We start from the raw sequence: 24275 nt of genomic DNA, 5'->3' as shown, positions 1-24275 counted from the left end.
AATTCCCGCCGGAATCGTCACCGGCTCCCGATGATCGTCACGGCGAATTACCGCCTCCGGTAGAGCCGAACGCAAAGTGGTGCCGATATCGCGGTCACCGCCGCCGTCCACGCCAGCGTGAAGAGTACCGGCGCCGCCACCGGGCCGCCCTGCGACAACCCCACGAGGGCGTCGCCGCCCAGGGAGAGCGGGTTGGCCCGCACGATCGGCTGCAGGAAGCCGGGGAACTGCTCGAGCGGCACGAAGCCCGACGACAGGAACAGCAGAAGGGTCACCGGGGTGTTGAGCGCGCCGCTGACCGCCTGCTCGCTGGACGCGGTCAGCGCCACCACCATCGCCAGCCACAGGAACATCGAGGCGAACAGCAGGACGACCCCGAAGAAGGCCAGGGCGGCGAGCGGCCCCTGGGTGAAGCGGAATCCGGCGAGATAGGCCACCGCGGTGGTGACCACCGCGACGATCAGAACCCGCACCAGGTCTCCGGCCAGCCTGCCCGTCAGGACCGAGAGCCTGCCGATGTCCATCGCGCGGAACCGGTCAACGAGGCCGGTCCTCAGGTCGGTGTGGAAGCCGATGCCGGTCCCGACCGCGCCGTAGGCGGCGCTGAACAGGATGATCACCGGGGCCAGGCGGTCGATGTAGGCGCCACGGGTGGCCGCGCCGACCAGCTCGCCGAAGACCAGCAGCATCAGGAACAGCAGGATGACGGGGAACATGACCGTGTCGGCGACCAGCTGCGGCGTCTTGAAGAACCTCCGCAGGTTGCGGCCGGCCAGCAAGCCGGTCTCGGTGAGAGTGTTCATGTCGCCCTCCTGAACGCCCGCACGGCCGCCAGGGAGAACAGGACCAGCAGCCCCGCCATCCACAGGAGCGCCCGCGTCACCGGGCCCGCGGTGGGCCCGCCCTCGGCCAGCGCCCGCAACGCGTCGATCACCGCGGTGACCGGCTGGAGGCGCACCACCGGCTCCAGCCAGGCCGGGAACGCGTCCGCGGGCACGAACGCCGAGGAGATCATCAGCAGCGGCAGGTAGACGAGGTGCAGGGTCGAGGAGACCGTCTCCGGCTCCCTGGAGGCCAGCCCGAGCGCGCTCGTCCCGGCGGAGAGCGTGAGCGCGAACCCGACCGCCAGCGCCACGAACCCGAGCGCCGCGAGCGGCCCGGCCTCGAAGCGGAAGCCCGCGACGTATCCGGCGGTCACGATCACCGCGATCGCCAGCAGCGCGCGCAGCACGTCGGCGGCCATCCGGCCGACCACCACGGCGCCGCGGTTGATCGCGAGCGCGCGGTATCGCGCGAGGATGCCCGAGCGCCGGTCCGAGGCGAAGAAGAACGCGGTGGAGATGGCGACCGAGAACATCCACTGCACGACGAGTGCCGGTGGCAGGAACTGCGCGTACTCGATGCCCTTGACCTGCAACAGGTTGCCGAACAGGGCGAGGAAGCCGAACACGAAGATCACCGGGAAGACGATCATGGTGCTGATCGTGTCGGACACCGAGGTGAGCCGGATGTTGCGGCCCGCGAGCAGCATCCCCTGTCGCGCGAGGTTGCCGAGCCCGCGTTCGGTCCGCACCGGCACCGCGGTCACGGCCTGGCTCCCTGCCGCGCCGGCCCGCTCTCCGGGGTCCTCGCCGGACCGCCGTCGCGGGACCGCGATCCGGCGTCCCGGTTCGCGGAACCGTCGGAGCCGCCCGGCCCGCTTCCCCCGTCACCGTCGCCTGCGCCGCCGTCTCCGGGGCCGTCGTCTCCGGTGGCGTCGTCTCCGGTGGCGCGGGGCGCCGTCCCGGTCAACGCGAAGAAGACGTCGTCGAGCGTCGGGCGGCGCAGTGCCACGTCGTCGGGCTCGATGCCCGCGTCGCCGAGGATCCGCGCCACCTCCGCGATCGTACGGACGGTGGCGCCGGGCACGGTGATGACGCCGTCGTGCTCGGCGGTGCCGTCCATGGCGCCGCGCAGGGCACCGAGCGCCTTCTCGCGTTCGGTCGCCGACTCGAGGTGGACGGCGCAGACGGTGCCGCCGACCTGGTCCTTCAGCTCCCGCGGGGTGCCCTCGGCGATGACCGCTCCGCCCTCGACGACGACGATGCGATCGGCGAGGCGGTCGGCCTCCTCCAGGTACTGGGTGGTCAGCAGGATGGTGGTGCCGCCGCTGCGCAGGCCGGAGACGACGTCCCACACCTCGCGCCGCCCGGCGGGGTCGAGCCCCGTCGTGGGCTCGTCCAGGAAGATCACCGGCCGTTCCACCACGAGGCTGGCCGCCAGGTCCAGCCTGCGGCGCATCCCCCCCGAGTAGGAGCCCACCGGATCGTCGGCCGCCTCGGTCAGCCCGAATCCCGACAGGAGTTCCCCGGCGCGCGCGTGGGCCGCCTTCTTGCTCAGCTTCAGCAGGCGGCCGAAGAGCACCAGGTTCTGGCGCCCGGTGAGGACCTCGTCGACCGCGGCGAACTGCCCGGTGAGGGCGATGGACGCCCGCACGCCGACCGGATCGCTCACCACGTCGTGGCCGGCGACCGTGGCGCGCCCGCCGTCCGGCGGGAGCAGCGTGCTGAGACAGTTGATGACCGTGGTCTTGCCTGCGCCGTTCCTGCCGAGCAGGCCGACCATGCTGCCGGGCTCGACCACGAATGACACGTCGTCCAGGGCCACCTTCTTGCCGAAGGTCTTGCGGAGGTGGTCGACCTCGATGCCGCCTCCGTTCATGGTGGTGCCTCCCTACTGTGAGAAGTGGTCCCATCCATATGCCCGGGGGGAGAGCGGAAACCCGGATCAGCTCGCCTGGGCCTCCTGGTTGTCCTCCTTCACGGGCGTCTGCTGGTGGAAGATCAGCTTCCAGCCGCCGTCGTGCCGCACGTAGGCGCTGGTCATGTAGAGCTGGAAGGTGAGATCGGTCTGGCTGAGCCGCACGACGGCGCGGTAGGTGATGATCGCGCTGTCGCCGGTGAGCGGCAGGACCTTGACGTCCTCCAGTTTGTAGTCGTCGAACGGTGAGGGGTTGGCGTCGATGTCGTCGGCGAGCTCGGCACCGGTCTGCAGGCCGTCGGGCTCGACGCACAGCGTCTCCTCCGTGACCATCCGCCGGTAGAACTCCCCGTCGCCCTTCGAGATCGCGCTCCAGCCCTGCTCCTCCAGGAGGAGCAGTTCCTTCTCGATGGCACCGTTACCCATGATGGTTCCTCTCTTTGACGATGTCGTGGAATCTCGGGAGTGTTAGGGGGTCGAAGGCCACGGATCGACCGGGCCGCAGGCGCGCATCACCTCCTCGACCACGCCGGCCTCGTTGGGCAGCAGATAGAAGTGGTCGCCGGGGAAGGTCCGCAGGGTGAACGCGCCGGAGGTGTGACGCGACCACGCGGCGGCCTCGTCGCCGTCGACCTCCGGGTCGGCGTCCCCGACGAAGACGTGGACAGGGGTCTCCACCGGCGGCGCGGGCGGCGCCTCGTACGTCTCGATCAGGCGGTAGTCGGCGCGCAGCGCGGGGAGCACGAGCTCGCGCAGGTCGGGGTCGGCGAGGACCTCCTCGTCGGTGCCGCCGAGCTTGCGCAGGTCGGCCAGGAGCGCCTCGTCGCCGCCGAGGTGCACCTCCGCGTGCCGGGTGCGGTCGGGCGCCGGGCGCCCGGAGACGCACAGCCCGGCGAGCGGCCCGCTTCCGCCCTCCTCCAGCCGCATCGCCACCTCGTGGGCGACGGCCGCGCCCATGCTGTGGCCGAACAGCGCGAGCGGGCGGTCACACAGGGGGCGAAGCGCCGCGGCGACGGGACCGGCGAGCGCGTCCATGTCGGGGGCGAAGCCGTCCTGGATGCGGTCCTGACGGCCGGGATACTGGACGGAGTAGAGCTCCACACCGTACGGCAGCCGCGCGGCCCACGTCCTGAAGAAGCCGGCCGCGCCCCCCGCGTGCGGGAAGCAGACCAGCCTCAGGCCGGGCACGGGCACGTCCCGGTAGCGGCGCAGCCATCGCGCCAGCAGGTCGTCGCCGGTGATGGTCATAGGGGCACCTCCTGGTGTTCTGCGGTCATCGCGGACATCAGATCACCGGCCGACAGCGGGCGGGGAGACGGCCCCGCGAGTCGTTCCGGATAGCCCAGGACCGCCGCCACATCCTGCCACGCCTTACTCACGGAGAGATGATATTGCCCCTCCTTCAGAGGGTCCCGGTTACTCCGGACGGCCTCCCACGCGGCGTCGATCGCCCGCCCGGCCCCTGCCGGCCACATCTCGCCGAGGATCTCCCGGTAGCTGGGGGCGCGCGCCGGGCCGACGGGCACGCAGCTGGGGAAGTCGAGGTGCTCGTCCTCGGCGCCGTCCAGCGCGGTGAGCTCCCTGGCGCGGGCCGGCAGGTGCGGCCGGGGCGACCACAGCACGGGGCCGTGGGTGTTGACCAGCGTGAGCGTGCCGCCCTCGACGCCGAGGGTGATCCGGTGCAGGAGGTGGGCGTGGTTGTCGGGGTCGGCGGGGTGCAGCTGGTTCTGCACCCTCAGGGTGAGCGGGACGCCCGCCAGCACGCCCTCGACGGTGCGGAAGGGCGGCGCGCTCTCCGACAGCCGCCGTACCGTCTCGGGCAGCCGGCCCGGTTCCGCGAAGCCCCACGGCCGCAGCCCGCCGAGGGCCTGGCCCAGGATGTCGAACATGGTGTAGGAGACCTGGACGCCGCACGCGGCGTCGACGAACAGCGCGGGCCCGCGGGCGAGCAGCGTCCTGGCGGCGGCCACGAACCGCCGTACCGGATCGAGGTGGACGTAGTGCGTGTTGACCCGGAAGACGACCCGGTTGCGGCGGGCGGCGCGCAGCGAGGCGGCGAGCTCGTCGTGCAGCAGCGGCGCCTCCTGCAGCACGTGGACGCCGCGTTCCATCAGCCTTGCCGCCACCTGGCTGCCGGGGCCGCCGTTGACGTCGGCGAGGAGCACCACGCAGGCCAGGTCGACCTCGGCGGGTATCTCGTCCACGTCGGTGAACAGCGGCACCCCCGCGCGCTCGGCGCACAGGCGCGAACGCTCGCCTCCCCTGGCCAGCACTCCGGCGAGCTCGAACGGCGTGCCCGGCCGTTCCAGCGCCGCCAGGTGCACCCGCCCGAAACCGGTGCCGCAGACGACGACGCGTGGCCGGTCGCTCACAGGACCCCCTCCTCCACCGGCGCGGCGTGCGCCGCCCCTTCGACGATCTCCAGGCGGGTGACCCGCGGGTCGTCGAGAAGCGCGGCGAAGACCCGGCCAGGGTCGAGCACGTCCGCCGCCTCGCCCGGTCCCGGCGGGACCCGCCCGGCCTCCACCGCCTCCACCGCCGCGGCGGCGACCGCCGCGGTCAGCTCGTAGCCGTCGGCCGCGCGCGCGAGGAGCGTGCGGGTCACGGCCGCGCCACCGGACTCCCCGGACATCTCGAAGACCAGCTGGAAGTACGGGGAGCGCCCGAACGCCTCCAGCCGGGAGACCCGCACCAGTTCCGCGGCGGCCTCCTCGGCGTCCATGTCCTGGAGCCTGCCGAGCGCGGCGGCCGTGAGGTCGCCGTCGAACACGCTCGCCCACTCGACCTCGGCGAGGCCGAGTTCCCTGGCGAGCCGCTCGGTCTCGGCGGCGAGGTAGGGGTAGGTGTCGACCCTGCCGGGGAAGTGCGGCACCCGCACGCCCATGCCGGGACGCAGCGCGCGCGGGATCACCTGGTGGCCGCGCCAGGCGGCCAGCGGCGTGGCGTACCCGCCCGACAGCGAGGCCACGTAGTCGAGCGCGGCCGCCGGCGTGAACAGGTCCAGGCCCCCGGTGTACGCCCGCAGCCGCTCGGGCCGGTCGAATCCGGCGGCGAGGTGGCGGGGCAGCAGCGCCGACAGGCCGGGCATCATGCCGGCCGACAGGAGCGCGACCAGTCCCGGATTGTCGCGGGCCGCGCGGGAGACGCCGTCGAACGCGGCGGCGTCCCCGGCGACGTCGACGTAGTGGGCGCCCGCGGCCAGGGCCGCGCGGGCGGCCGTGTCGAGAATCACGCATGACGGCCCGGCGCAGTTGAGCACCAGGCGGCAGCCGTCGCAGAACGCGGCGAGCGAGGCGGCGTCGGCGATGTCCACGGCCAAGGCCTCGTCGGCGGGGCCGCGACCGGAGGCGTCCCGCCCGGCCCCGCCGCCGGGGCCGCCGGGGCCGTCCCGCTCCGCCAGCTCCCCGACCCTGCTGAGATCCCTGCCGCCCAGCCGGAGCGGGCCGATGCCCGCCTCGCGGAGCCTGCGCACGGCGGAGCGGCCGACCGCCCCGTAGCAGCCGAGGATCCCGACGGCTCTCATCGCTCCCCCTGTATCCGGGCCAGCACGTCCGCCACCTGGTCGACGTTGGGCGGCTGCAGGCAGGAGAAGTGGTCGCCGGGGATGTCGACCACGTCCAGGTCCCCCAGGCACAGGTCGCGCCAGAAGCCGGTCATGTCGTCGCGCAGCCACGGCAGGAACCTGGTGTCGCCGAGTTGCCGCAGGAAGGTGATGTCCCCCGCGTACGGCTGGGGGACGTGCCTGCCGACGGCGTCCAGGCTGTGCTTGACCACCCGGAACAGGGAGTTCACGTGCCGCTCGACCTCCTGGTCGGAGTGGGCGGCGGTGGCGGCGCGGCCGATGGCGGCCAGCCTCTCCTCGGGGGCGACGGCGGCGAGCCGCCGGAAGTCGGCGGCGGCGGCCTCCACGGCCGGGTCTCCGGTGAGTTCCGCCACCCGGCCCCTGGGCACCCGCTCGGGGTTCTCGCCGAGCAGGAGCTCGAACACCCTGGACATGACGTCCTCGTCGCCGGGGTAGCCGGCGTCGGCGGGGTCGACGCCCATGACGCGGGCGAAGACGTACTCCGCGACCAGCTCGTCCTCGATGACGCGAGGCAGGGTGTAGCTGCTGATCACGGTGAGGGTCTCCACGTCGGCGCCCGCCTCGGTGAGGTGCCTGGCGACCTCGGTGGCCAGCAGCCCGCCCATGCAGTAGCCGACGACGTGGAAGCGGGTGGAGCCGCTGTCGAGCAGCGTCCTGGCGTAGCGGGCGGCGCGGCGCTCGATGAGTCCCTCCGGCTCCTCGGCGAGATAGGGCTCCACCTCCGTGACGGCCAGGCCCGCCAGCGGGCCTCCCTTGTCCGCCAGGCGCCGGGCGAGCGCGCGGTACGGGGCCAGCGTGCCGCCGCCCTCGTGGACCAGCACGCGCAGGGCCTCGCCGCTCTCGCCGCCGCCTTCGCTCCCGTCGCCGCCGAGGCGCACGAGCGGGGAGGCGGCCTGCCGGGTGCCCTGCTCCCCCTCGTCGTGCGAGCGGCGCAGGTGCTCGGCCAGCGCGGCCACGGTGGGCCGGTGCAGGATCTGCCGGACGAGGTCGTCCCAGAACACGTCGCGGGTGGCGGGGACCTCCTCGCGCAGGCGCGCGGCGAGCTTGGCGATGACGAGGGAGTCGCCGCCCAGCTCGAAGAAGTCGCCGTCCCTGGTGACCTCGGGCAGGCCGAGGACCTCGGCCCACACCGTGGCGAGCGCGCGTTCGAGGTCGTCGGCGGGGGGACCTCCGGCCGCGGCCCGCCCGGCGACGGCGCGGGGCAGCCAGGAGCGCAGCGTGTCGTGGTCGATCTTCCCGTTGCCGGTGAGCGGGAGGGCGTCCACGACCTGGATGTGTCCGGGGATCATGTACTCGGGGAGCCGCTCGGCCAGGTGCCGGGTGAGGCCGGGCGCGTCCAGCCGCGCGCGGTCGTTCTTGAAGCGGGCCGCGAAGACGCTCTGGCCGAGGGTGACGGTGGCGTCGCCGGGTCCCGGCAGGCAGAGGGTGGCGTCGGCGCCGGCCTCGGTGAGGAGTTCCAGCCACTGCTCGCGCCCCAGGAACGTCTGGTCGCGGCCCTTGCGGAGGTCCTCGTAGTCCCACTTGCGCGGGTCCTTCTCCGGCATCATGAACTCCATCGAGGTCATGATCTGGTAGCTGTCCTTGGTGGTGTCGATGAAGACCAGCCAGCCGCCGGGCGCCAGCATCTCCCTGAGCCTGGCCAGCACCCGGCCCGCGTGCCGCGCGTTGTGCAGCACGTTGGCGCAGAGGATGACGTCGAAGGAGCAGGCGGTGTAGCCCTGCTCGCGGTAGTCCTGGTTGATGTCGAACAGGCCGTAGCGCACCCAGGGACGGTCGCCGAAGCGCTCCCTTGCCTCGTTGAGGAAGAAGGGCGAGACGTCGCTGAACAGGTAGTCGACGTCGAAACCGGCCAGCGCGGGGATCATCTGCGCGCTGGTGCCGCCCACACCGGCCCCGACCTCGAGGACGTTCAGGCGTCCCTCGTGGCGCCCGGCGATGTCGGTGAGGATCGCGATGGCGGCGTGGTTGACGTAGCGGCTGATGATGTTCTCGCGGTAGGCGGCCTCGGATATCTCCAGGCGGCCCTCGGGGAACAGCAGCGGCAGCGGGTCCATCTCGTCGCGGACGAGCTCGGGCAGGTGCTCGGTGCTGGTCCTGAAGTAGTCGATGAGCTCGGCCTTGTAGCTGTCCTCGCGCCGCAGCTCGCCGACCCGCCGCCAGGCCTGCTCCAGGTCGTCGGCACCGGCCGTGCGCAGCGCGCGGAAGCGGCCGGACCCGCGCTCCAGCATCCCCTCGTCCACCAGGACCCGCAGCCACCTGCGGACCAGGCGGTGGTGGCGGGGCGCGGCCCCGGTGGCGGCCAGGATCTCCTCCAGGGTCGCCTCCCGCCCGGCCGTCTCGAACAGCCCCCGGCGGCGCAGCGCCCACATCATGCCGAGCACCGCGGCCCGGTCCAGGCGGTCGAAGAACTCCAGGAGCTCGGCGCGGTCGATGTGCCGGGTGTGCACGTCGCCCGCCGCCGATCCCGCGGCGGTCATCTCCGGCACCGGGTCGTCTTCGTCCGGCGTCCGTTCGAGGCGGACGGGTTCCACGAACGCGGCCAGCCGCCGGTCCAGGCCGGTGCCCTCGACGAGAACGTCCGCCGCGGCGACCGCCGGGTGGGCCTGGACGGCCGCCTCGATCTCGGCGAGCTCGATCCGGTGCCCGCGGATCTTGACCTGCCGGTCCTCGCGGCCGAGGAACTCGATGGTGCCGCCGGGGTGGTAGCGGCCCAGATCGCCGGTGCGGTAGAGGCGCTCACCGGTGACCGGGTGCCTGACGAACCTGTGGGCGGTCTTCCCCTCGTCGCCGAGGTAGCCCAGGGCCAGCCCCGCCCCGCCGATGTACAGCTCGCCGGGGACGTGGTCGGGGCACGGGCGCATGTCCTCGTCGAGGACGTGGAAGGTCTGGTTGGCCAGGGGCGTGCCGTACGGGATGCTCCGCCAGCCCTCGGGGACCTCGCCGATGGGGTGGTGGATCGACCAGATGGCGGCCTCGGTGGCCCCGCCGAGGCTGACCAGCTCCAGCCCCGGCAGGCGGCCCCGCACCCGGCCGGGGAGGTTGACGGGGATCCAGTCGCCGCTGAGCAGCGCCAGCCGCAGCGACGTCAGGCCGGGCTCCGGCTGGGAGCTGAGGTAGTGGTCGAGCATCTGGAGCTGCGCGGGGACGGAGTTCCAGAGCGTGACGTCGTGCTCGGCGATCAGCCGGGCCCAGTGCGCGGGGTCCCCGCGGCTGCCCGCGTCGGGAAGCACGAGGGTCCCGCCGAGGGCGAGGGGGCCGAAGATGTCGTAGACCGACAGGTCGAAACCCAGGCTTGCCAGGCCCAGGACCCGGTCCTCGGCCGTCACCGCGAAGCGCCGGTTGACGTCGGCGACGGTGTTGAGCGCGGCCCGGTGGGAGATCATCACACCCTTGGGGGCACCGGTGGAGCCCGACGTGTAGATCACGTACGCGAGGTCCCCCGGGTCCACGGCGGACGCGACGCCGTTCGGGCCGGACGGAGCGGACGAAGCGGACAGGCCGGACGCGGCGGAAACGGCATCGCCAGGACCGGGCACGAAGGAGCCGACACCGTTCTGGCCGGACGCGCCGGATCCGGCGCCGCTCGGACCGGGCACGAAGGAGCCGGAACCGCCCGGACCGGACACGCCGGGCAGGAGGTCGACGTCGATCGCGCCCTCCGGACGGTCGCCGATCCGCGACTGGGCGAGCACGTGGCGGACGCCCGCGTCGGTGAGGATCCTGTCCCGTCTGGCGGGTGGCTGCCCGGTGTCCACCGGCAGGTACGCGCCACCGGCCAGCAGCGTGCCGAGCACCGCGACGACCTGTTCCCACCCCTTCTCCATCATGACCGCGGCCAGATCGCCCCTGCCGAAGCCGCGCGAGGCCAGGACCCGCGCCACGTCCTCCGCTCTGCCGAGCAACTCGCCGTAGGTGAGGGTCCGGCCGCCGGAGACGACGGCCGGCCGCTCGGGCGTGCGGCGCGCCTGCGCGACCACCGGCTCGTGCAGCAGCCCCGGGGGCATCGGCGCGGCGGTGTCGTTGACCTTCTCGCGCTCGCGCGCCTGCGCGGCGGGCAGCTCGACCGGGCAGGTGGCGTCCCACGCCTCGTCCGTGTCGGCCAGCTCGCCGAGCAGGCCGGACAGGGCCTCGAAGGCGCCCTCCACGACCCCCTCGGGGAACACGCCGTCACGGACGTCCCACCTGACCTCCAGCGCGCCGCCCTCGACCACCGCCTGGCAGTCGATCCACACCTGCGGTGTCTGGCTCGCGCCGTACACGACCTCGGCGAGGCCGCTCATCCCCTCGTGCCCGGCGGCCTCGTCGCTGAGCCCGATCGTGCTGGTGAACACCACGGGCATCAGCGCGGCACCCCGGCCCCGGCGGCGGGCGATCTCCCGCATGAGCTCCACCCCGGAGTAGAGGCGGTGATCGAGGTCCTCCCAGAGCCGGTCCTGGATCGCGCGGGCCCGGTCGCGGAACGCGGTGCCCCGCCCGCCCTCGACGGCGAGCAGGCTGACGGTGGTGAAGTCACCGACCAGCTCTCCCACCTGCGGGTGCAGCGGCTGCCGGTTGAGCAGCGTCAGGTTCAGCGAGAAGCGGGGGCGGCGGCTCCAGCGTCCGACGATCTCGGCGAAGGCGGCCAGCACCGCCGTGGACGGGGTCACGCCGTGCGCGCCCGCCCGGGTGCGCAGGCGCGCCCACCGCGTCGGGTCGAAGGTGACCTGGTGGCGGGTGAAGCGACGGCCGGCCTCGGTGGCGGCGTTCTCCCGTACGGGCAGCTCGGGCGGGCCCGGCAGGTCGTCTGCGCGCCCCTCCCAGTAGTCGCGGTCGCGCTCGTAGGCGGCTCCGTCGCGCTGCCGCCGGGCGGCGAGCAGGTAGTCGCGAAAGCCGATCTCCAGGGCGGGCAGCTCGTGGCTCGGATCGAGGTAGAGCCGCTTGAGCTGGGTCAGCAGCAGCTGGATGCTGAGGTAGTCGGCGATCAGGAAGTCGATGGACACGTGCAGCACGGCCCGGTCGCCGGCCTGGGTGACGCGCAGCTCGAACAGCGGCCAGGTGCCGGTGTCGTAGACCCGGTGGTCCATCTCGGCCCTGACGGCCTCCAGGTGGGCGTCCACCTCCCGGGCCGGGCGCCCGCGCAGGTCGGTCACGCGCACCCGGTAGGCGGGGACGTCGGCCTGGATCCGCTGGTGGCCGTCGACGTGGACGACCGCGCGGAGCATGTCGTGGTGGCCGACCAGCCGCTGCCAGGCGGCCTCCAGGCGGGGCGGGTCGAGCTCGGCGAAGGCCAGCTCGGCGTAGACCTGGCAGGCGGTGCCGCCGAAGTCGAAGGCCTCCCTGCGTCCCAGCATGTAGGCGGCCTGGACGTCGGTCAGCGGGAACGGCTCGTGCCGGTCCGCCGGTTCCGGGGTCAGTGCCCCGGCTGGCTCGCGCAGGCACTCCAGGAGGTCGTCCCGGTACGCGGAGAGCTGTGCCCTCCGCTCCTCGGTCATCACGCCCTGCGGTGCCCGGAAGCGCAGCCGCCCCGATTCCTCCCACAGGCGTACGCCCAGGTTCTCTAGTTCCGCGATGAGCTGACCGGCTGTCATACGACGCCCTCCTCGAAGGCTCCTGTCTCCTGCTGTTCGATCAGGACCGCGTGTTCGGCGACGGTCGGACCGGCGAATATCTGCCTCAGGGCGAGATCCGCGCCGAAGGCGCGGCGGATCTCCTCGGCGAGGCGGGCGGCCAGGATGCTGTCGCCGCCCAGGGTCACGAAGTTCTGATGGCGGCCGACCCGCTCCATGCCGAGCAGCTCGCACCAGATGCGGCCGAGCCTCTCCTCGACGGGGCCGGACGGCGGCTCGTCCTCGGCCGCCGCGGGCACGTCCCGCTCGGCGAGCCTGGCCAGCGCGGCGCGGTCGACCTTGCCGTTGGCGCTGAGCGGGAACCGCTCCAGCAAGGTGACGGTGGCCGGTACGGCGTAGGCGGGCACGCGCTCGGCCAGCCATTCGGTGAGCGCCCGGGGATCCGTGTCGGCGACGACGAGGGCGGCCAGGCGGCGGGCCGGCCGGCCGACGGTGGTGACCACGGCGTGGCGTACGGCCGGGTGGGCGTGCAGGGCGGTCTCGATCTCGCCGAGTTCGATGCGGTGCCCGCGGACCTTGACCTGGTGATCCACCCGGCCCAGGAACTCCAACGTGCCGTCAGGCCAGTACCGGCCCATGTCACCGGTGCGATACCAGCGCACCCCACCCACCTCGACGAACTTCGCCGCCGTCGTCTCGGCATCGCCCCGATACCCCTTCGCCACCCCCACGCCACCGATCCACAACTCCCCCGCCACCCAGTCCGGGCAGTCACGCCCCCGCCCGTCCACCACCCGGAAACACTGGTTCGCCAGCGGCCTCCCATAGGGCACCGACCGCCACGACGACGGCACCGACGCCGGCACCTCGAAGAAGTTCGACCAGATCGCCGCCTCCGTCGCACCCCCCAACGCCACCAGCCGGCACCCCGGCGCCGCCGCCCGCAACCGGCCCGGCAGATCCAGCCCCACCCAGTCACCCGACACCAACGCCAGCCGCAACCCACCCGGCAACCGCTCCGGCTCGGCCACCAGCAGCATGTCCAGCAACGCCGGAACCGTGTTCCACACCGTCACCCCGTGCGCCTCCATGAGCTTCAGCCAGTGGTGGGCCTCGCGCCGGGAGTCCTCCTCGACGAGGACCAGCGCGCCGCCCACACCGAGCAGGCCGAACAGGTCCCAGACCGACAGGTCGAAGTCCAGCGCCGACAACGCCAGCACCCGATCCGACTCCCCCACCCCGAACCGCCCGTTGACGTCCACCACCGTGTTCAACGCCGCCCGATGCGACACCTCCACACCCTTCGGCTCCCCCGTCGACCCCGACGTGAAGATCACATACGCCGACGAACCCGCCTCCACCACCACCGGCGCCTCCAACGGCACCCCACCCACCGCCACCCCCACACAAACCCGCTCGACACCACCCTCCGAACCGGCCTCCACACCGGCGGAAGAACCGGTGGACGAACCGCCATCCGAACCGAAAGACGAGTCGTCGCCGGTCAGCACCAGCCGCACCCCGGCCCGGCGACAGATCCGCTCCTTGCGGGTCTCCGGCTGGTCCACCCCCACCGGGACGTACACGCCCCCGGCGGCCAGCACGCCGAGCACGGCGACGGCCTGGTCCGGGCCCTTGGGCAGGGAGACGGCGACCGCGTCGCCCGGCGTGACGCCGTGCCCGCGCAACCACCCGGCCACCCCCAGCGCCCGCCCCGCCAGCTCCCCGTAGGAAAGCTCACCACCGTCCCACACCACCGCCGTACGACCCGGCTCCCGAGCCGCCCACCCGAAGAACCCCGAATGCAGCAACCCCTCCGGCACCGCACCCGCCGTCGCGTTCACCCCCGCACGCACCAGCAACTGGTCCGCGGGCACCGGGCACGGCGCCGTGGAGTCCCAGCTTCCGGCCGACAGCCATTCGAGCATCCCGGCGAAGGCGCCGAACATGGCGTCGAGCACGCCGGGCGGGAAGAGCTCCTCGACCGCGTCCCAGTTGAAGAACAGGCCGCCGCCGATCTCCATCACCTGGTGGTCCAGCCACACCTGCGGCGTCTGGGACACGCCCCAGACGGGCTCGGCGAAGATCTGGGAGTCCGCGTCCCAGAGGTCGCCGTCGCCGGTCACGCCGAGCGTGCTGGTGAACACCACCGGCATGGAGACCTCGGCGGAGCCGGTGCGCCTGGCCAGCTCGCGCATCACCCAGATGGCGGAGACGTCGCTGTGCTCGAGGTCGCGTACCACCTGCCGTTGCAGGCGCCGGGCGCCGTCGAGCCAGGTCTCCCCCGCGGCGGGCTCGTAGGCGACGAGCAGCAGCGAGGTGAAGTCGCCCAGGACGCGGTTGATGTCGGGGTGGACCTCCCTGCGGTCGAAGAGGGTGAGGTTGATCGTGAGGTCCTGCCGGGCGCTCCAGGCGCCGAGGACCTCGGCGAAGGCGGTGGCCAGCACCGTGGAGGGGGTGAGCCCGTGCTCCTTGGCCGTGGCCTTGACGGCTCGCCACTGCTCGGGGGACAGGCGGCCCTCCCTGCGCGTGAAGCGGGGGCGGCCGATCTGCGAGGGGTCGGCGGCGAGCGGCAACTGCGGCCCCGGGGGCAGATCGGCGACCCGCTCCGACCAGTACCGCTGCGAGCGCTCCAGCGCGGCGGGTTCCGGGTGAACGCCGAGGACGTAGTCACGGAAGGACAGCTCCACCGGGGGCAGCTCCGCGCCGGGGTCGGCGTAGAGGGTCTCCAGTTCCCGCAGGACGATCATCGAGCTGAGCGCGTCCAGGACGATGTTGTCGAAGCTGACGCCGACGCGCGTGCGGCCGGCGCCGTAGCGCACGGCGCGCACGTCGAACAGCGGCCAGCGGGTCGCGTCGATGAGCTGGTGCGACATGTCCTCGCGCAGCCGGGCCAGCGCGGTGTCCGCGTCGTCCGCGTCGTCCCCGTCGTCGGCGCCGGCGTCGACGACGGGGATCGTGAAGCGCGGCACCTCGGGCAGGATGCGCTGCCTGCCGTCGGGGAGGAACTCCGCGCGCAGCATCTCGTGCCGGCGGATGAGCGCGTTCCACGCCTCCTCCAGCCGGGGGATGTCGGTGCCGACCGTGTCGTACTCGGTGTAGAAGTGGCAGCCCACGCCGCCGAGCGCGAAGTCGTCGGTCCGCCCGACCCAGTAGGCGCGCTGCACGTCGGTCGGCGGGAAGGGGTCGTGGCGGTGTTCGAGGTCGGGGACCAGGGCGGGCAGGGGGCGCTCGGGGTCGCCGGGTTCGAGGGTCGCCGCGAACTCGGCGAGGACCGGCGTCTCGAAGAGGGTGCCGAGCTCGGCCCCGGCGATCCCGGCGGCGCGCAGCCGGGTCACCAGGCGGGTCGCGAGGAGGCTGTCGCCGCCGAGCGTGAAGAAGCTCTGGTCGCGGCCGACGGCGGGCAGCCCGAGCAGCTCGGACCAGATCTCCGCCACGGCCGTCTCCATGCCCTCCTCGGGCGGGTCGAGCCGCTCGACGCGACCGGCGAGCCGGTCGGCGAGAAGGGTCCGCACCGCGCCCCTGTCGACCTTGCCGTTGGCGCTCAGCGGCAGGCTCTCCGCGACGGTGATCTGCTCGGGAACCATGTAGGCGGGCAGGCGCCCGGCCAGCCAGTCGTGCAGGGCCGTCTCGTCGGTCACGTCGCGGGTGACGGCCAGCGCGGCCAGGCGCCGGGTCGGCTCCCCGACCGTGACGGCGACGGCGCTCTCCACGGCGGGGTGAGCACGCAGGGCGGTTTCGATCTCGCCGAGTTCGATGCGGTGCCCGCGGACCTTGACCTGGTGATCCACCCGGCCCAGGAACTCCAACGTGCCGTCAGGCCAGTACCGGCCCATGTCACCGGTGCGATACCAGCGCACCCCACCCACCTCGACGAACTTCGCCGCCGTCGTCTCGGCATCGCCCCGATACCCCTTCGCCACCCCCACGCCACCGATCCACAACTCCCCCGCCACCCAGTCCGGGCAGTCACGCCCCCGCCCGTCCACCACCCGGAAACACTGGTTCGCCAGCGGCCTCCCATAGGGCACCGACCGCCACGACGACGGCACCGACGCCGGCACCTCGAAGAAGTTCGACCAGATCGCCGCCTCCGTCGCACCCCCCAACGCCACCAGCCGGCACCCCGGCGCCGCCGCCCGCAACCGGCCCGGCAGATCCAGCCCCACCCAGTCACCCGACACCAACGCCAGCCGCAACCCACCCGGCAACCGCTCCGGCTCGGCCACCAGCAGCATGTCCAGCAACGCCGGAACCGTGTTCCACACCGTCACCCCGTGCGCCTCCATGAGCTTCAGCCAGTGGTGGGCCTCGCGCCGGGAGTCCTCCTCGACGAGGACCAGCGCGCCGCCCACACCGAGCAGGCCGAACAGGTCCCAGACCGACAGGTCGAAGTCCAGCGCCGACAACGCCAGCACCCGATCCGACTCCCCCACCCCGAACCGCCCGTTGACGTCCACCACCGTGTTCAACGCCGCCCGATGCGACACCTCCACACCCTTCGGCTCCCCCGTCGACCCCGACGTGAAGATCACATACGCCGACGAACCCGCCTCCACCACCACCGGCGCCTCCAACGGCACCCCACCCACCGCCACCCCCACACAAACCCGCTCGACACCACCCTCCGAACCGGCCTCCACACCGGCGGAAGAACCGGTGGACGAACCGCCATCCGAACCGAAAGACGAGTCGTCGCCGGTCAGCACCAGCCGCACCCCGGCCCGGCGACAGATCCGCTCCTTGCGGGTCTCCGGCTGGTCCACCCCCACCGGGACGTACACGCCCCCGGCGGCCAGCACGCCGAGCACGGCGACGGCCTGGTCCGGGCCCTTGGGCAGGGAGACGGCGACCGCGTCGCCCGGCGTGACGCCGTGCCCGCGCAACCACCCGGCCACCCCCAGCGCCCGCCCCGCCAGCTCCCCGTAGGAAAGCTCACCACCGTCCCACACCACCGCCGTACGACCCGGCTCCCGAGCCGCCCACCCGAAGAACCCCGAATGCAGCAACCCCTCCGGCACCGCACCCGCCGTCGCGTTCACCCCCGCACGCACCAGCGACTGGTCGGAGGGGGTGAGCGCGGGGAGCGGGCGGTCCCAGTCGCCCTCGGCGAGCCAGTCGAGCAGGCCGGCGAAGGCACCGGACATCGCGTCCAGCATCCCTGCGGGGAAGAGCTCGTCGACCGCGTCCCAGTTGAACAGCAGCCCTCCGTCCACCTCGACCACCTGGTGGTCCAGCCACACCTGCGGCGTCTGGGAGAGCATCCAGCCGAGCGCCCCGAGGCTCCGCTGGACGTCCTGGCCCACGAGGTCGCCCATCCCGGCGGCGCTGGTGAGCACCACCGGGGCCGTGACCTGCCCGCCGCGGCGGCCCCGGTTGAGGTCGCGCAGGACCTCGACGCCCGAGTAGGCCGAGTGGGCGACGTCGGCGATGAAGCGGCTCTGCAGGGCCGTGACCCGGTCCTGGAAGGTCTCCTCCCGCGTCAGGTCGACATCGAGGAGGATCAGGTTCGTGAAGTCGGCGACCATCAGGGGCACGTCGGGGTGGAGCGTCTGCCGGTCGAACAGCGGGAGGTTGAGCAGGAAGCGCGGCTGGGCGCTCCAGGCACCGATGACCTCGGCGAAGGCCGCCGCCAGCACCATGGGCAGGGTCACCCCGCGCGTGCGGGCGTGGTCGGCGAGCAGGTGGCGCCCCTCGGGCGGCAGCCAGTGGCCCCGGCGGACGACGCGAGGCCGCTCGACGCGCTCGGGCTCGACCGCGAGCGGGAGCTGGGGTCCCTCGGGCAGGTCGGCGAGCCGCTCCCGCCAGTAGATCCGGTCCTTCTCGCGCGCCTCGCGTCCGCGCAGCTCGTGCTCGGCGAGGTAGGTGGGGAAGCCGTACCGCAGGGGCGGCAGCGAATCGCCCCGCCCGGAGTAGAGCGCGGCCAGGTCCTCCAGGATGATCTGGATGCTGCGCACGTCGGCCACGAGCAGGTCGAAGTTGACGTGCAGCCGGTGGGCGCCCCCGGGCAACAGCGAGAGCCGGACGTCGAACACCTCACCGCGCTCGACCTCCAGGCGCCGGTGCGAGAAGGTCTCGCGCAGCTCGTCGAGACGTCCGCCGTCGTCCAGGCGCAGGTCGTGTACCACGAGGCCCGGCCAGGGGCTGCGGTCCAGGATCTGCTGGGTGCCGTCGTCGAGGAACCTGGCGCGCAGCAGCGCGTGCCGCTCGAACAGGGCGCGCACGGCGCCTTCGAGGGCCTCCGCGTCGACGCCCGCGCCGTCGAACTCGGCGTAGAAGTGGCAGCCGACGCCGCCGAGCACCTGCCGGTCCTGCCGGCCGATCCAGTAGGCGTGCTGGACGGGGGTGAGCGGGAAGGGCGCGCTCTCGTCCACCTCCGGCGCCCGAGGCCCGGCCGCCGTCGCGCCGGCCGTGTCCTGGCCCGCGGAGAGCAGCTCCCACCAGTCGTCGAGCGTGGGAGCCTCGAACAGGTCGGCGAACTTGACCTCCACACCGCCGCGCCGCCACTCGTTGGCCAGCTGCATGACCCGCATGGAGTCGAGGCCGTGGCGGATCAGGTCGTCCCCGCCGTTCAGCCGGGACGCGTCCAGGCCGAGCACGGTCGCGGTGGCCTGCCGGACCACCTCGTACGTCAGCGGCTCGGCGGGCTGCGCGCCTCTGCCGGCCGCGTCCACCGAGGAGTCCACCGAGGAGTCCACCGAGGATGAGAGTGAAGATGAGGCCGGGTCCGGCGACGGGGAGGCCGGACCCGGAGACAGGGAGTGGCTGTGGCGCACGTCGAGTTCGCCGCGGCGGTACCCCTTGAGGACCGCGAGCCGGTCGTCACCGAGCCGCCGGAGCTCGCCGGGGGCCACCAGCGCGACGACGTCGGCCACCAGCCCGTGCTCCCGGATCACGGCGGCGCGCATCCGCCGGACGAGCTCGGCCGGCCCGTTCTCCGGGAACTCCCCGGAGGTCTCGGCCAGCAGCAGCAAGCCGCCGTCGAAGGGCGTCTGGAACGCGCGGCACTCCTGCCCCGTGACCTCGGCCACGGTGCTCTCCAGCGGCTCGGGGCGGCGGATGCGACCGCGAATCGACATGTCCCACATAGCGATTCACGTTGTCACGGGCCATGAAATGCGGCAATTCACACAATCGCCTTCTGCCAGCGAAATGCTCGACGATGTAGCCGGACAGCGATTAAGTATGCCTTACCTAACTACCCATCGGGGCGGCCGTACTCCTGCGAAGACACGGCGCGGGCGCTTACCAATTGCCCGTCCGGACATTCAGGAAAATATTCAGGCACCTATTTCGAGGTGCCCGATCGGCTACTTGCCGCCCCCTGTGGCCCGACCTAGCGTCGGCAGGGTCCATGGGAGAGGAGACCGCAAGTGGCCAGCACACTGGAGGTTTCGCCGGACCGTGTGATAGCGGGGCCGGAGGAGGCCCGCGCGCTCGGAGACGAGTACGTCACGGCGGTGGGCAAAATCCTCAACAGCCACGTCCGCAACGAGGCCGTCGGGGCGGCCGTCTTCGACGAACCCTCCATCGCGCTCGCGCCCACTCCACGTGATAAGTGGCTGGCCTGCAGAATGGCGATGGAGGAATACGGCCACCATTTAAAATTCAACAAGCTCGCCGCCGAACTCGGCCTTGAGGACGCGAACGCCAGGGGCCCTCTCTCGATATTCGAGTACGAGGTGCGGAGCTGGACCGAATACGTGATGACCAAGGCGATCGTCGACCTCGCCGAGGTCGTGCTGATGGAGGACCTCTGCGACTGCTCCTACCTCCCCCTGCGTAAGCTCTGCCGGTCGTTGATGCCCGAGGAGCGCTTCCACGTGGGGTTCGGCGCGACGAGCGCGCGCCGGCTGGTGGCCGACCCCGCCCAGCGCGACGAGGTGCGGCGGGCCGGGCACGAGCTGCTCGCGATGACGATGCCGTTCTTCGGCCGCAGCGACTCGAAGAACAACGAGGTGTTTCGCCGCCTGGCCATCAAGCGGATGACCAACGACGAGTGCCGCGCGGAGTTCGTCCGGCGCACGCGGGAGCTCTTCGAGTCCGACCTCGGTCTCGACTACCCGGAAGTGGATGTGCGATGGTACGGCACTTCGAGCTGACCGAACCGCCCGAGGGGCTGGCCGCCGAGCTGGGGCCCGGCGGCGACCGGGTGGAGCGTCTCCTGCGCGGCATCTGCGCCGCCGGCCGGGCCCCAGCTCGGCGGCGCGCCCCGGGTTCCTCTCTCACCGTCGTGCGCGACCCGGCCGTCGCGGCCGCGGCGATGGACCGGGTCGACCCCGGCTGGCTGGAGGCGCTCGACCGGCGGCGCGGCGCGGCCCGCGAGCGGCTCGTGGCGGCCGGCCGCGAGAAGCAGCTGGACACGGCCGAGCATGTGGCCATGCTCGTCGCGACGCCCCGCCTCGACCCCGCCGACCAGACCGACCCCGACGCGCGCGCCGTGTCCGGCGCCCTGCTGTGGCTGATCGGCACGGTCGTCGCGGACGCGCTCGCGGACCCCGGCGGCGCCCCCGCCGCGAACGGCGACGGCCCCGGCCACGACGAAGACAAAGACGATCCGCTGTCCGGGCTCGCCGAGCTGCTGGCCTCCGGCTGGTGGCCCATCGGCCCCGTGAACGGCGCCTTCCTGATCTCCCCCTACGCGGCCGACGGAGGTGAACCGCATGCCCGATGACTCTTTCGGCACGCGCCAAGGAACCACCACGGCGCCTTCCGCGCCGGTGGCGCCCGGCGTCCCGGCTCAGAGAGCACGGATTCCCAGGACCGGCGGCGCCGGAGCGCTCCCGATCACCGGCGTGGGCCAGGCCCCCTCGCCCGGCATGGAGAACCCGGAGATCCCGGGGACGGGGAACGTCGCCGGCGAGCTCGCCCGCCTCGCCGGAGACCGCGGCTGGAACGCGGCGCCCGCCTTCTACGAGGGCGACCGCGTCTGGACCCACGGGGAGGTGCACGACCTGGCGGCGCGGGTCACGACGGTCCTGGTCGACCTGGGCGTGCGTCCGGGCGAGCGCATCATGATCGCGCTCGAGGACTGCGTCGCGTGGGTCGCGGCCTTCCTCGGCGCCGCCCGGCTCGGCGTCACGGCGGTGCCCGTCAACCCCGAGCTGACGGAGGCCGACCACGCCTTCGTCCTCACCGACTGCGACGCCAGGCTCGTGGTCGCCACCCGGGAGATCGCACCCCGCTTCGACGGCGTGCCGCACCTGACCGGCGAGCAGCTGCTCTGCCTGGCCGGCCGGGTCCCGCCGGGGCCCGTCGCCCAGGTCGGCGCCTCGGCCCCCCTCTACGCGCAGTACACCTCCGGCACGACCGGGCGGCCCAAGGGCGCGCTGCACCGCCACGGCGACCTCGCGCTCTACCATCGCGCGGCCGGCGAGGGTGTGGTCGGCATCCGCGGGGACGACGTGACCCTGTCGGTCTCGAAGATGTTCTTCGCCTACGGCCTGGGCAACACGCTGGTGTTCCCGCTGTTCTCCGGCTCGTCCGCCGTCCTGCTCGCGGACCGGCCGACCCCGGCGCTGATCGCCGAGGCGGTCGCCCGCCACGGCGTCACCGTGCTGTACGCGGTGCCCTCCGCCTACGCCAACCTCGTCGCCGAGTGCGAGCCGGCCGCCTTCTCCTCCGTGCGGGTCGCCGTGTCGGCGGGCGAGACGCTCAATGAGACCCTGGGCGCCCGCACCCGGGAACTGCTCGGGGCCCCCGTCCTCGACCAGCTGGGCTCGACCGAGGCCGGGCACGCCTTCTGCTCCAGCACCCTGGCCCGTGACGAGCCGGGCACGATCGGCCGTGCCCTGCCCGGCTACGAGCTGCGGGTGCGCGACGAGCGTGGGGAACCGGCCACCGAGGGAGAGCTCTGGGTGCGGGGCGAGTCGCTGCTCCTGGAGTACCTCAACCAGCCCGACCAGACGGCGCACGCCCTGGTGGACGGGTGGCTGCGCACCGGCGACCGCGTCGAGCGCCTGCCCGGCGGCGCCTACGTCCACCGCGGCCGCTGTGACGACCTGGAGATGGTCGGCGGCATCACGATGTCGCCGGTCGAGGTCGAGAAGGTCCTGTCGGAGCACCCGGCCGTGGCCGAGGTGGCCGTCGCCGTCATCGCCGACGAGCGCGGAGCGCGCAAGCTGCGGGCGTTCGTGGTGCCCGCCACCCCGGGCCAGGATCCGGCGCAGATCGAGAAGGAGCTGATCGAGCTGGCCCGCGGGCGGCTGGCACCGTTCAAGGTCCCGCGTAGCGTGAAGCTGTGCCAGGCCCTGCCGCGGACGCACACCGGCAAGCTGCGCCGCTTCGCCGTCCGCGACGGGGACTGGTGATCGCTGGTGCGCACGCTGCTCGTCGACAACTACGACTCCTACACCTACAACCTGTTCCAGCTGGTCGCGGAGACCTACGGCGTGGAACCGGTCGTGATGAGCAATGACGACGAGGCCTGGCACGACCTGCCCCTGCACCGGTTCGACGCGCTGATCATCTCCCCCGGTCCCGGCCGGCCCCAGGTGGAGCGGGACGTCGGCGTCTCCCTCGACCTCATCCGCGCCTCCGGCCTGCCCGTACTGGGCGTGTGCCTGGGACACCAGGCGCTGGGCTGGCTGTCCGGCGCCGACGTGGTGCCGGCGCCCGCGCCGATCCACGGGCACGTCGAGCGGATCCGGCACTGCGGGCGGGACCTCTTCCGTGGCCTGCCGCAGGACTTCCAGGCGGTCCGCTACCACTCGCTCTGCGTGGCCACCCCGCCACCCGACGAGCTGGAGATCACGGCGTGGACGGGCGACTCGGTCGTGATGGGCCTGCGGCACCGCACGATGCCGTGGTGGGGTGTGCAGTTCCATCCCGAGTCGATCTCCACCGAGCACGGCCCAGCGCTGCTGCGCAACTTCCGCGACCTCGCCCTGGCGGCGGGACCGGTGCCCGGTGCGGCGCCGCCCGTCGCGCACGTCCCCTCGTGGTCGCTGGAGACCGAGCGGATCGACGGCGCCGCCGACGCCGAGGCGGTGTTCACCGGCCTCTTCCGTTCCCAGCGGTACGCCTACTGGCTGGACAGCAGCCGCGCCGAGCCCGGCGGGGCGCGTTTCTCCTTCCTCGGCGACGCGGGCGGCCCGCACGGCGAGGTGCTCTCCTGCCGTCCCGGCGCGGGCAGCGTGCGGATCCAGGACGCCTCGGGTGCGGGCATGGCGATCCATGTCCCGATTTTCGACCTGCTCGGCGAGCGGGTGGCCGCCCGCGCGATGGAACCGGACCCGGCACTCCCGTTCGACCTGGACGGCGGCTACGTCGGCTACTTCGGCTACGAGCTCAAGCGCGACTGCGGGGCGCGGGCCGAGCACCTGTCGTCGATGCCCGACGCGGTCTGGATGTCGGCGACGCGGTTCGTCGCGATCGACCACGAGACGGGTCAGACGTGGGCGGTGGCGCTCACCGACGGCGGCTCCGACAGCCGCAAGCAGGCCAGGCGCTGGGTCGAGGAGACGGCCGCGGCGTGCCGGGGGATGGTCTTCGGGCGCGACGTCCCGGTGGCGGAGGTGGAGGGGGAGGAGTTCGATCCCGAGCCCTGGCTGGTACGGCCCCGCGAGCGCTACCTGGCCGACATCGAGGAGTGCCTGCGGCTGCTGCGCGCCGGGGAGAGTTACGAGATCTGCCTCACCAACACCGTCGAGATCCCCTTCCACGGGTCGGCCGAGGACCTCTACCTGCGCCAGCGGCGGCTGAACCCGGCGCCGTACGCGGCCTATCTGCGGCTGGAGGAGGATCACGTCCTGTGCTCCTCCCCCGAGCGCTTCCTCAAGGTCGGCAGGGACGGGGTCGCGGAGTCAAAGCCGATCAAGGGCACCGCGCCGCGCGATCCCGAGCCGCGCCACGACGACGAGCTGAGGAGGGAGCTCGCGTCGTCCGGCAAGACCCGCGCGGAGAACCTCATGATCGTCGATCTGCTCCGCAACGACCTCGGCCGGATCTGCGACGTCGGCACGATCGACGTGCCGCGCTTCATGGCCGTGGAGTCCTACGCCACCGTCCACCAGCTCGTCTCCACCGTCCGCGGGCACCTGCAGGACGGTGTGAGCGCCGTGCGGGCCGCGCGCAGCTGCTTTCCCGGCGGGTCGATGACCGGCGCGCCCAAGCTGCGCACGATGGAGATCATCGACAGGCTCGAAGGCCGCGCGCGCGGCGTCTACTCCGGCACGATCGGATTCTTCGGTCTCAGCGGCACCGCGGACCTCAACATCGTGATCCGGACCGCGGTCGCCAGGCCCGGCGGGCTGACGGTCGGCGCGGGCGGGGCGATCGTCCTCGGCTCCGACCCGGTCGAGGAGTACGAGGAGATGCTGCTCAAGGCCCGCGCCCCGCTGCGGGGCCTCGGCGGGCTGTCCGGCGCGCCCGCCCCCCGGCGTCTCGCCTGAGACGGCATCGAACCC

At 73.0% G+C, this 24275-nt stretch carries 13 protein-coding genes; 4 read left to right on the top strand and 9 right to left on the bottom strand.

The window, feature by feature from the left end; translation table 11 throughout:
- Positions 1-47: 47 nt before the first annotated feature.
- The 9 genes from ACTOQ2_RS28435 to ACTOQ2_RS28395 all read right to left on the bottom strand — a co-directional run bounded on the left by ACTOQ2_RS28435 (position 48) and on the right by ACTOQ2_RS28395 (position 18947).
- Positions 48-803 carry an ABC transporter permease gene (locus tag ACTOQ2_RS28435; protein ID WP_440103644.1) on the bottom strand — a complete coding sequence of 252 codons (756 nt, stop codon included), beginning with the start codon at positions 801-803 and terminating at the stop codon, positions 48-50.
- Positions 800-1588: an ABC transporter permease gene (locus ACTOQ2_RS28430; protein WP_440103642.1), complete on the bottom strand. Its 789-nt coding sequence runs from the start codon at positions 1586-1588 to the stop codon at positions 800-802. The genes ACTOQ2_RS28435 and ACTOQ2_RS28430 overlap by 4 nt, the downstream gene beginning before the upstream one ends.
- A complete protein-coding gene (locus tag ACTOQ2_RS28425) occupies positions 1585-2700 on the bottom strand; it encodes an ATP-binding cassette domain-containing protein (protein ID WP_440103640.1) in 1116 nt (371 codons plus the stop codon). Before ACTOQ2_RS28425 ends, ACTOQ2_RS28430 begins: the two co-directional genes overlap by 4 nt.
- A gap of 66 nt (positions 2701-2766) precedes the next feature.
- Positions 2767-3165 (bottom strand): nuclear transport factor 2 family protein, encoded by a 399-nt coding sequence (locus ACTOQ2_RS28420; RefSeq protein ID WP_440103638.1) that lies wholly within the window; start codon positions 3163-3165, stop codon positions 2767-2769.
- Positions 3166-3207: 42 nt separating this feature from the next.
- The gene (locus ACTOQ2_RS28415; protein WP_440071891.1) at positions 3208-3987 is read right to left on the bottom strand and encodes a thioesterase II family protein; all 780 of its coding nucleotides are present in this window, start codon (positions 3985-3987) and stop codon (positions 3208-3210) included.
- Positions 3984-5111 (bottom strand): Gfo/Idh/MocA family oxidoreductase, encoded by a 1128-nt coding sequence (locus ACTOQ2_RS28410; RefSeq protein WP_440103636.1) that lies wholly within the window; start codon positions 5109-5111, stop codon positions 3984-3986. Before ACTOQ2_RS28410 ends, ACTOQ2_RS28415 begins: the two co-directional genes overlap by 4 nt.
- Positions 5108-6262 carry a saccharopine dehydrogenase NADP-binding domain-containing protein gene (locus ACTOQ2_RS28405; protein WP_440103634.1) on the bottom strand — a complete coding sequence of 385 codons (1155 nt, stop codon included), beginning with the start codon at positions 6260-6262 and terminating at the stop codon, positions 5108-5110. The genes ACTOQ2_RS28410 and ACTOQ2_RS28405 overlap by 4 nt, the downstream gene beginning before the upstream one ends.
- Positions 6259-11889 carry an amino acid adenylation domain-containing protein gene (locus tag ACTOQ2_RS28400; RefSeq protein ID WP_440103633.1) on the bottom strand — a complete coding sequence of 1877 codons (5631 nt, stop codon included), beginning with the start codon at positions 11887-11889 and terminating at the stop codon, positions 6259-6261. The genes ACTOQ2_RS28405 and ACTOQ2_RS28400 overlap by 4 nt, the downstream gene beginning before the upstream one ends.
- A complete protein-coding gene (locus ACTOQ2_RS28395) occupies positions 11886-18947 on the bottom strand; it encodes an amino acid adenylation domain-containing protein (protein WP_440103631.1) in 7062 nt (2353 codons plus the stop codon). The genes ACTOQ2_RS28400 and ACTOQ2_RS28395 overlap by 4 nt, the downstream gene beginning before the upstream one ends.
- A 294-nt stretch (positions 18948-19241) precedes the next feature.
- On the opposite strand from ACTOQ2_RS28395, the gene ACTOQ2_RS28390 reads away from it, so the two are divergent.
- From ACTOQ2_RS28390 to pabB, 4 genes are read left to right on the top strand one after another with little or no spacing between them, the layout of a single operon-like run.
- A complete protein-coding gene (locus ACTOQ2_RS28390) occupies positions 19242-19970 on the top strand; it encodes a Phenylacetic acid catabolic protein (RefSeq protein ID WP_440103629.1) in 729 nt (242 codons plus the stop codon).
- The gene (locus ACTOQ2_RS28385) at positions 19949-20542 is read left to right on the top strand and encodes a hypothetical protein (protein ID WP_440103627.1); all 594 of its coding nucleotides are present in this window, start codon (positions 19949-19951) and stop codon (positions 20540-20542) included. The genes ACTOQ2_RS28390 and ACTOQ2_RS28385 overlap by 22 nt, the downstream gene beginning before the upstream one ends.
- Entirely contained in the window at positions 20532-22178 is a 1647-nt protein-coding gene (locus ACTOQ2_RS28380; RefSeq protein ID WP_440103626.1) for an AMP-binding protein, read from the top strand. Before ACTOQ2_RS28385 ends, ACTOQ2_RS28380 begins: the two co-directional genes overlap by 11 nt.
- 6 nt (positions 22179-22184) lie before the next feature.
- Complete coding sequence (pabB, locus tag ACTOQ2_RS28375) at positions 22185-24260, top strand: aminodeoxychorismate synthase component I (RefSeq protein ID WP_440103625.1); 2076 nt, start codon at positions 22185-22187, stop codon at positions 24258-24260.
- The last annotated feature ends 15 nt before the right edge of the window (positions 24261-24275 follow it).

Origin of the sequence: Streptosporangium sp. H16 (assembly GCF_051918855.1) — a bacterium.
Taxonomy (GTDB): domain Bacteria; phylum Actinomycetota; class Actinomycetes; order Streptosporangiales; family Streptosporangiaceae; genus Streptosporangium.
Note: the sequence above shows the minus strand (reverse complement) of the source record. Positions and strands in the feature narration are given on the sequence as shown.

What these genes read in the sequence shown, in the direction of transcription:
- ACTOQ2_RS28415 (WP_440071891.1), bottom strand. Translation starts at nt 3,987, where the DNA reads ATGACCATCACCGGCGACGACCTGCTGGCGCGATGGCTGCGCCGCTAC.
- ACTOQ2_RS28435 (WP_440103644.1), bottom strand. Translation starts at nt 803, where the DNA reads ATGAACACTCTCACCGAGACCGGCTTGCTGGCCGGCCGCAACCTGCGG.
- ACTOQ2_RS28395 (WP_440103631.1), bottom strand. Translation starts at nt 18,947, where the DNA reads ATGTCGATTCGCGGTCGCATCCGCCGCCCCGAGCCGCTGGAGAGCACC.
- ACTOQ2_RS28405 (WP_440103634.1), bottom strand. Translation starts at nt 6,262, where the DNA reads ATGAGAGCCGTCGGGATCCTCGGCTGCTACGGGGCGGTCGGCCGCTCC.
- ACTOQ2_RS28385 (WP_440103627.1), top strand. Translation starts at nt 19,949, where the DNA reads ATGGTACGGCACTTCGAGCTGACCGAACCGCCCGAGGGGCTGGCCGCC.
- ACTOQ2_RS28420 (WP_440103638.1), bottom strand. Translation starts at nt 3,165, where the DNA reads ATGGGTAACGGTGCCATCGAGAAGGAACTGCTCCTCCTGGAGGAGCAG.
- ACTOQ2_RS28400 (WP_440103633.1), bottom strand. Translation starts at nt 11,889, where the DNA reads ATGACAGCCGGTCAGCTCATCGCGGAACTAGAGAACCTGGGCGTACGC.
- ACTOQ2_RS28380 (WP_440103626.1), top strand. Translation starts at nt 20,532, where the DNA reads ATGCCCGATGACTCTTTCGGCACGCGCCAAGGAACCACCACGGCGCCT.
- ACTOQ2_RS28425 (WP_440103640.1), bottom strand. Translation starts at nt 2,700, where the DNA reads ATGAACGGAGGCGGCATCGAGGTCGACCACCTCCGCAAGACCTTCGGC.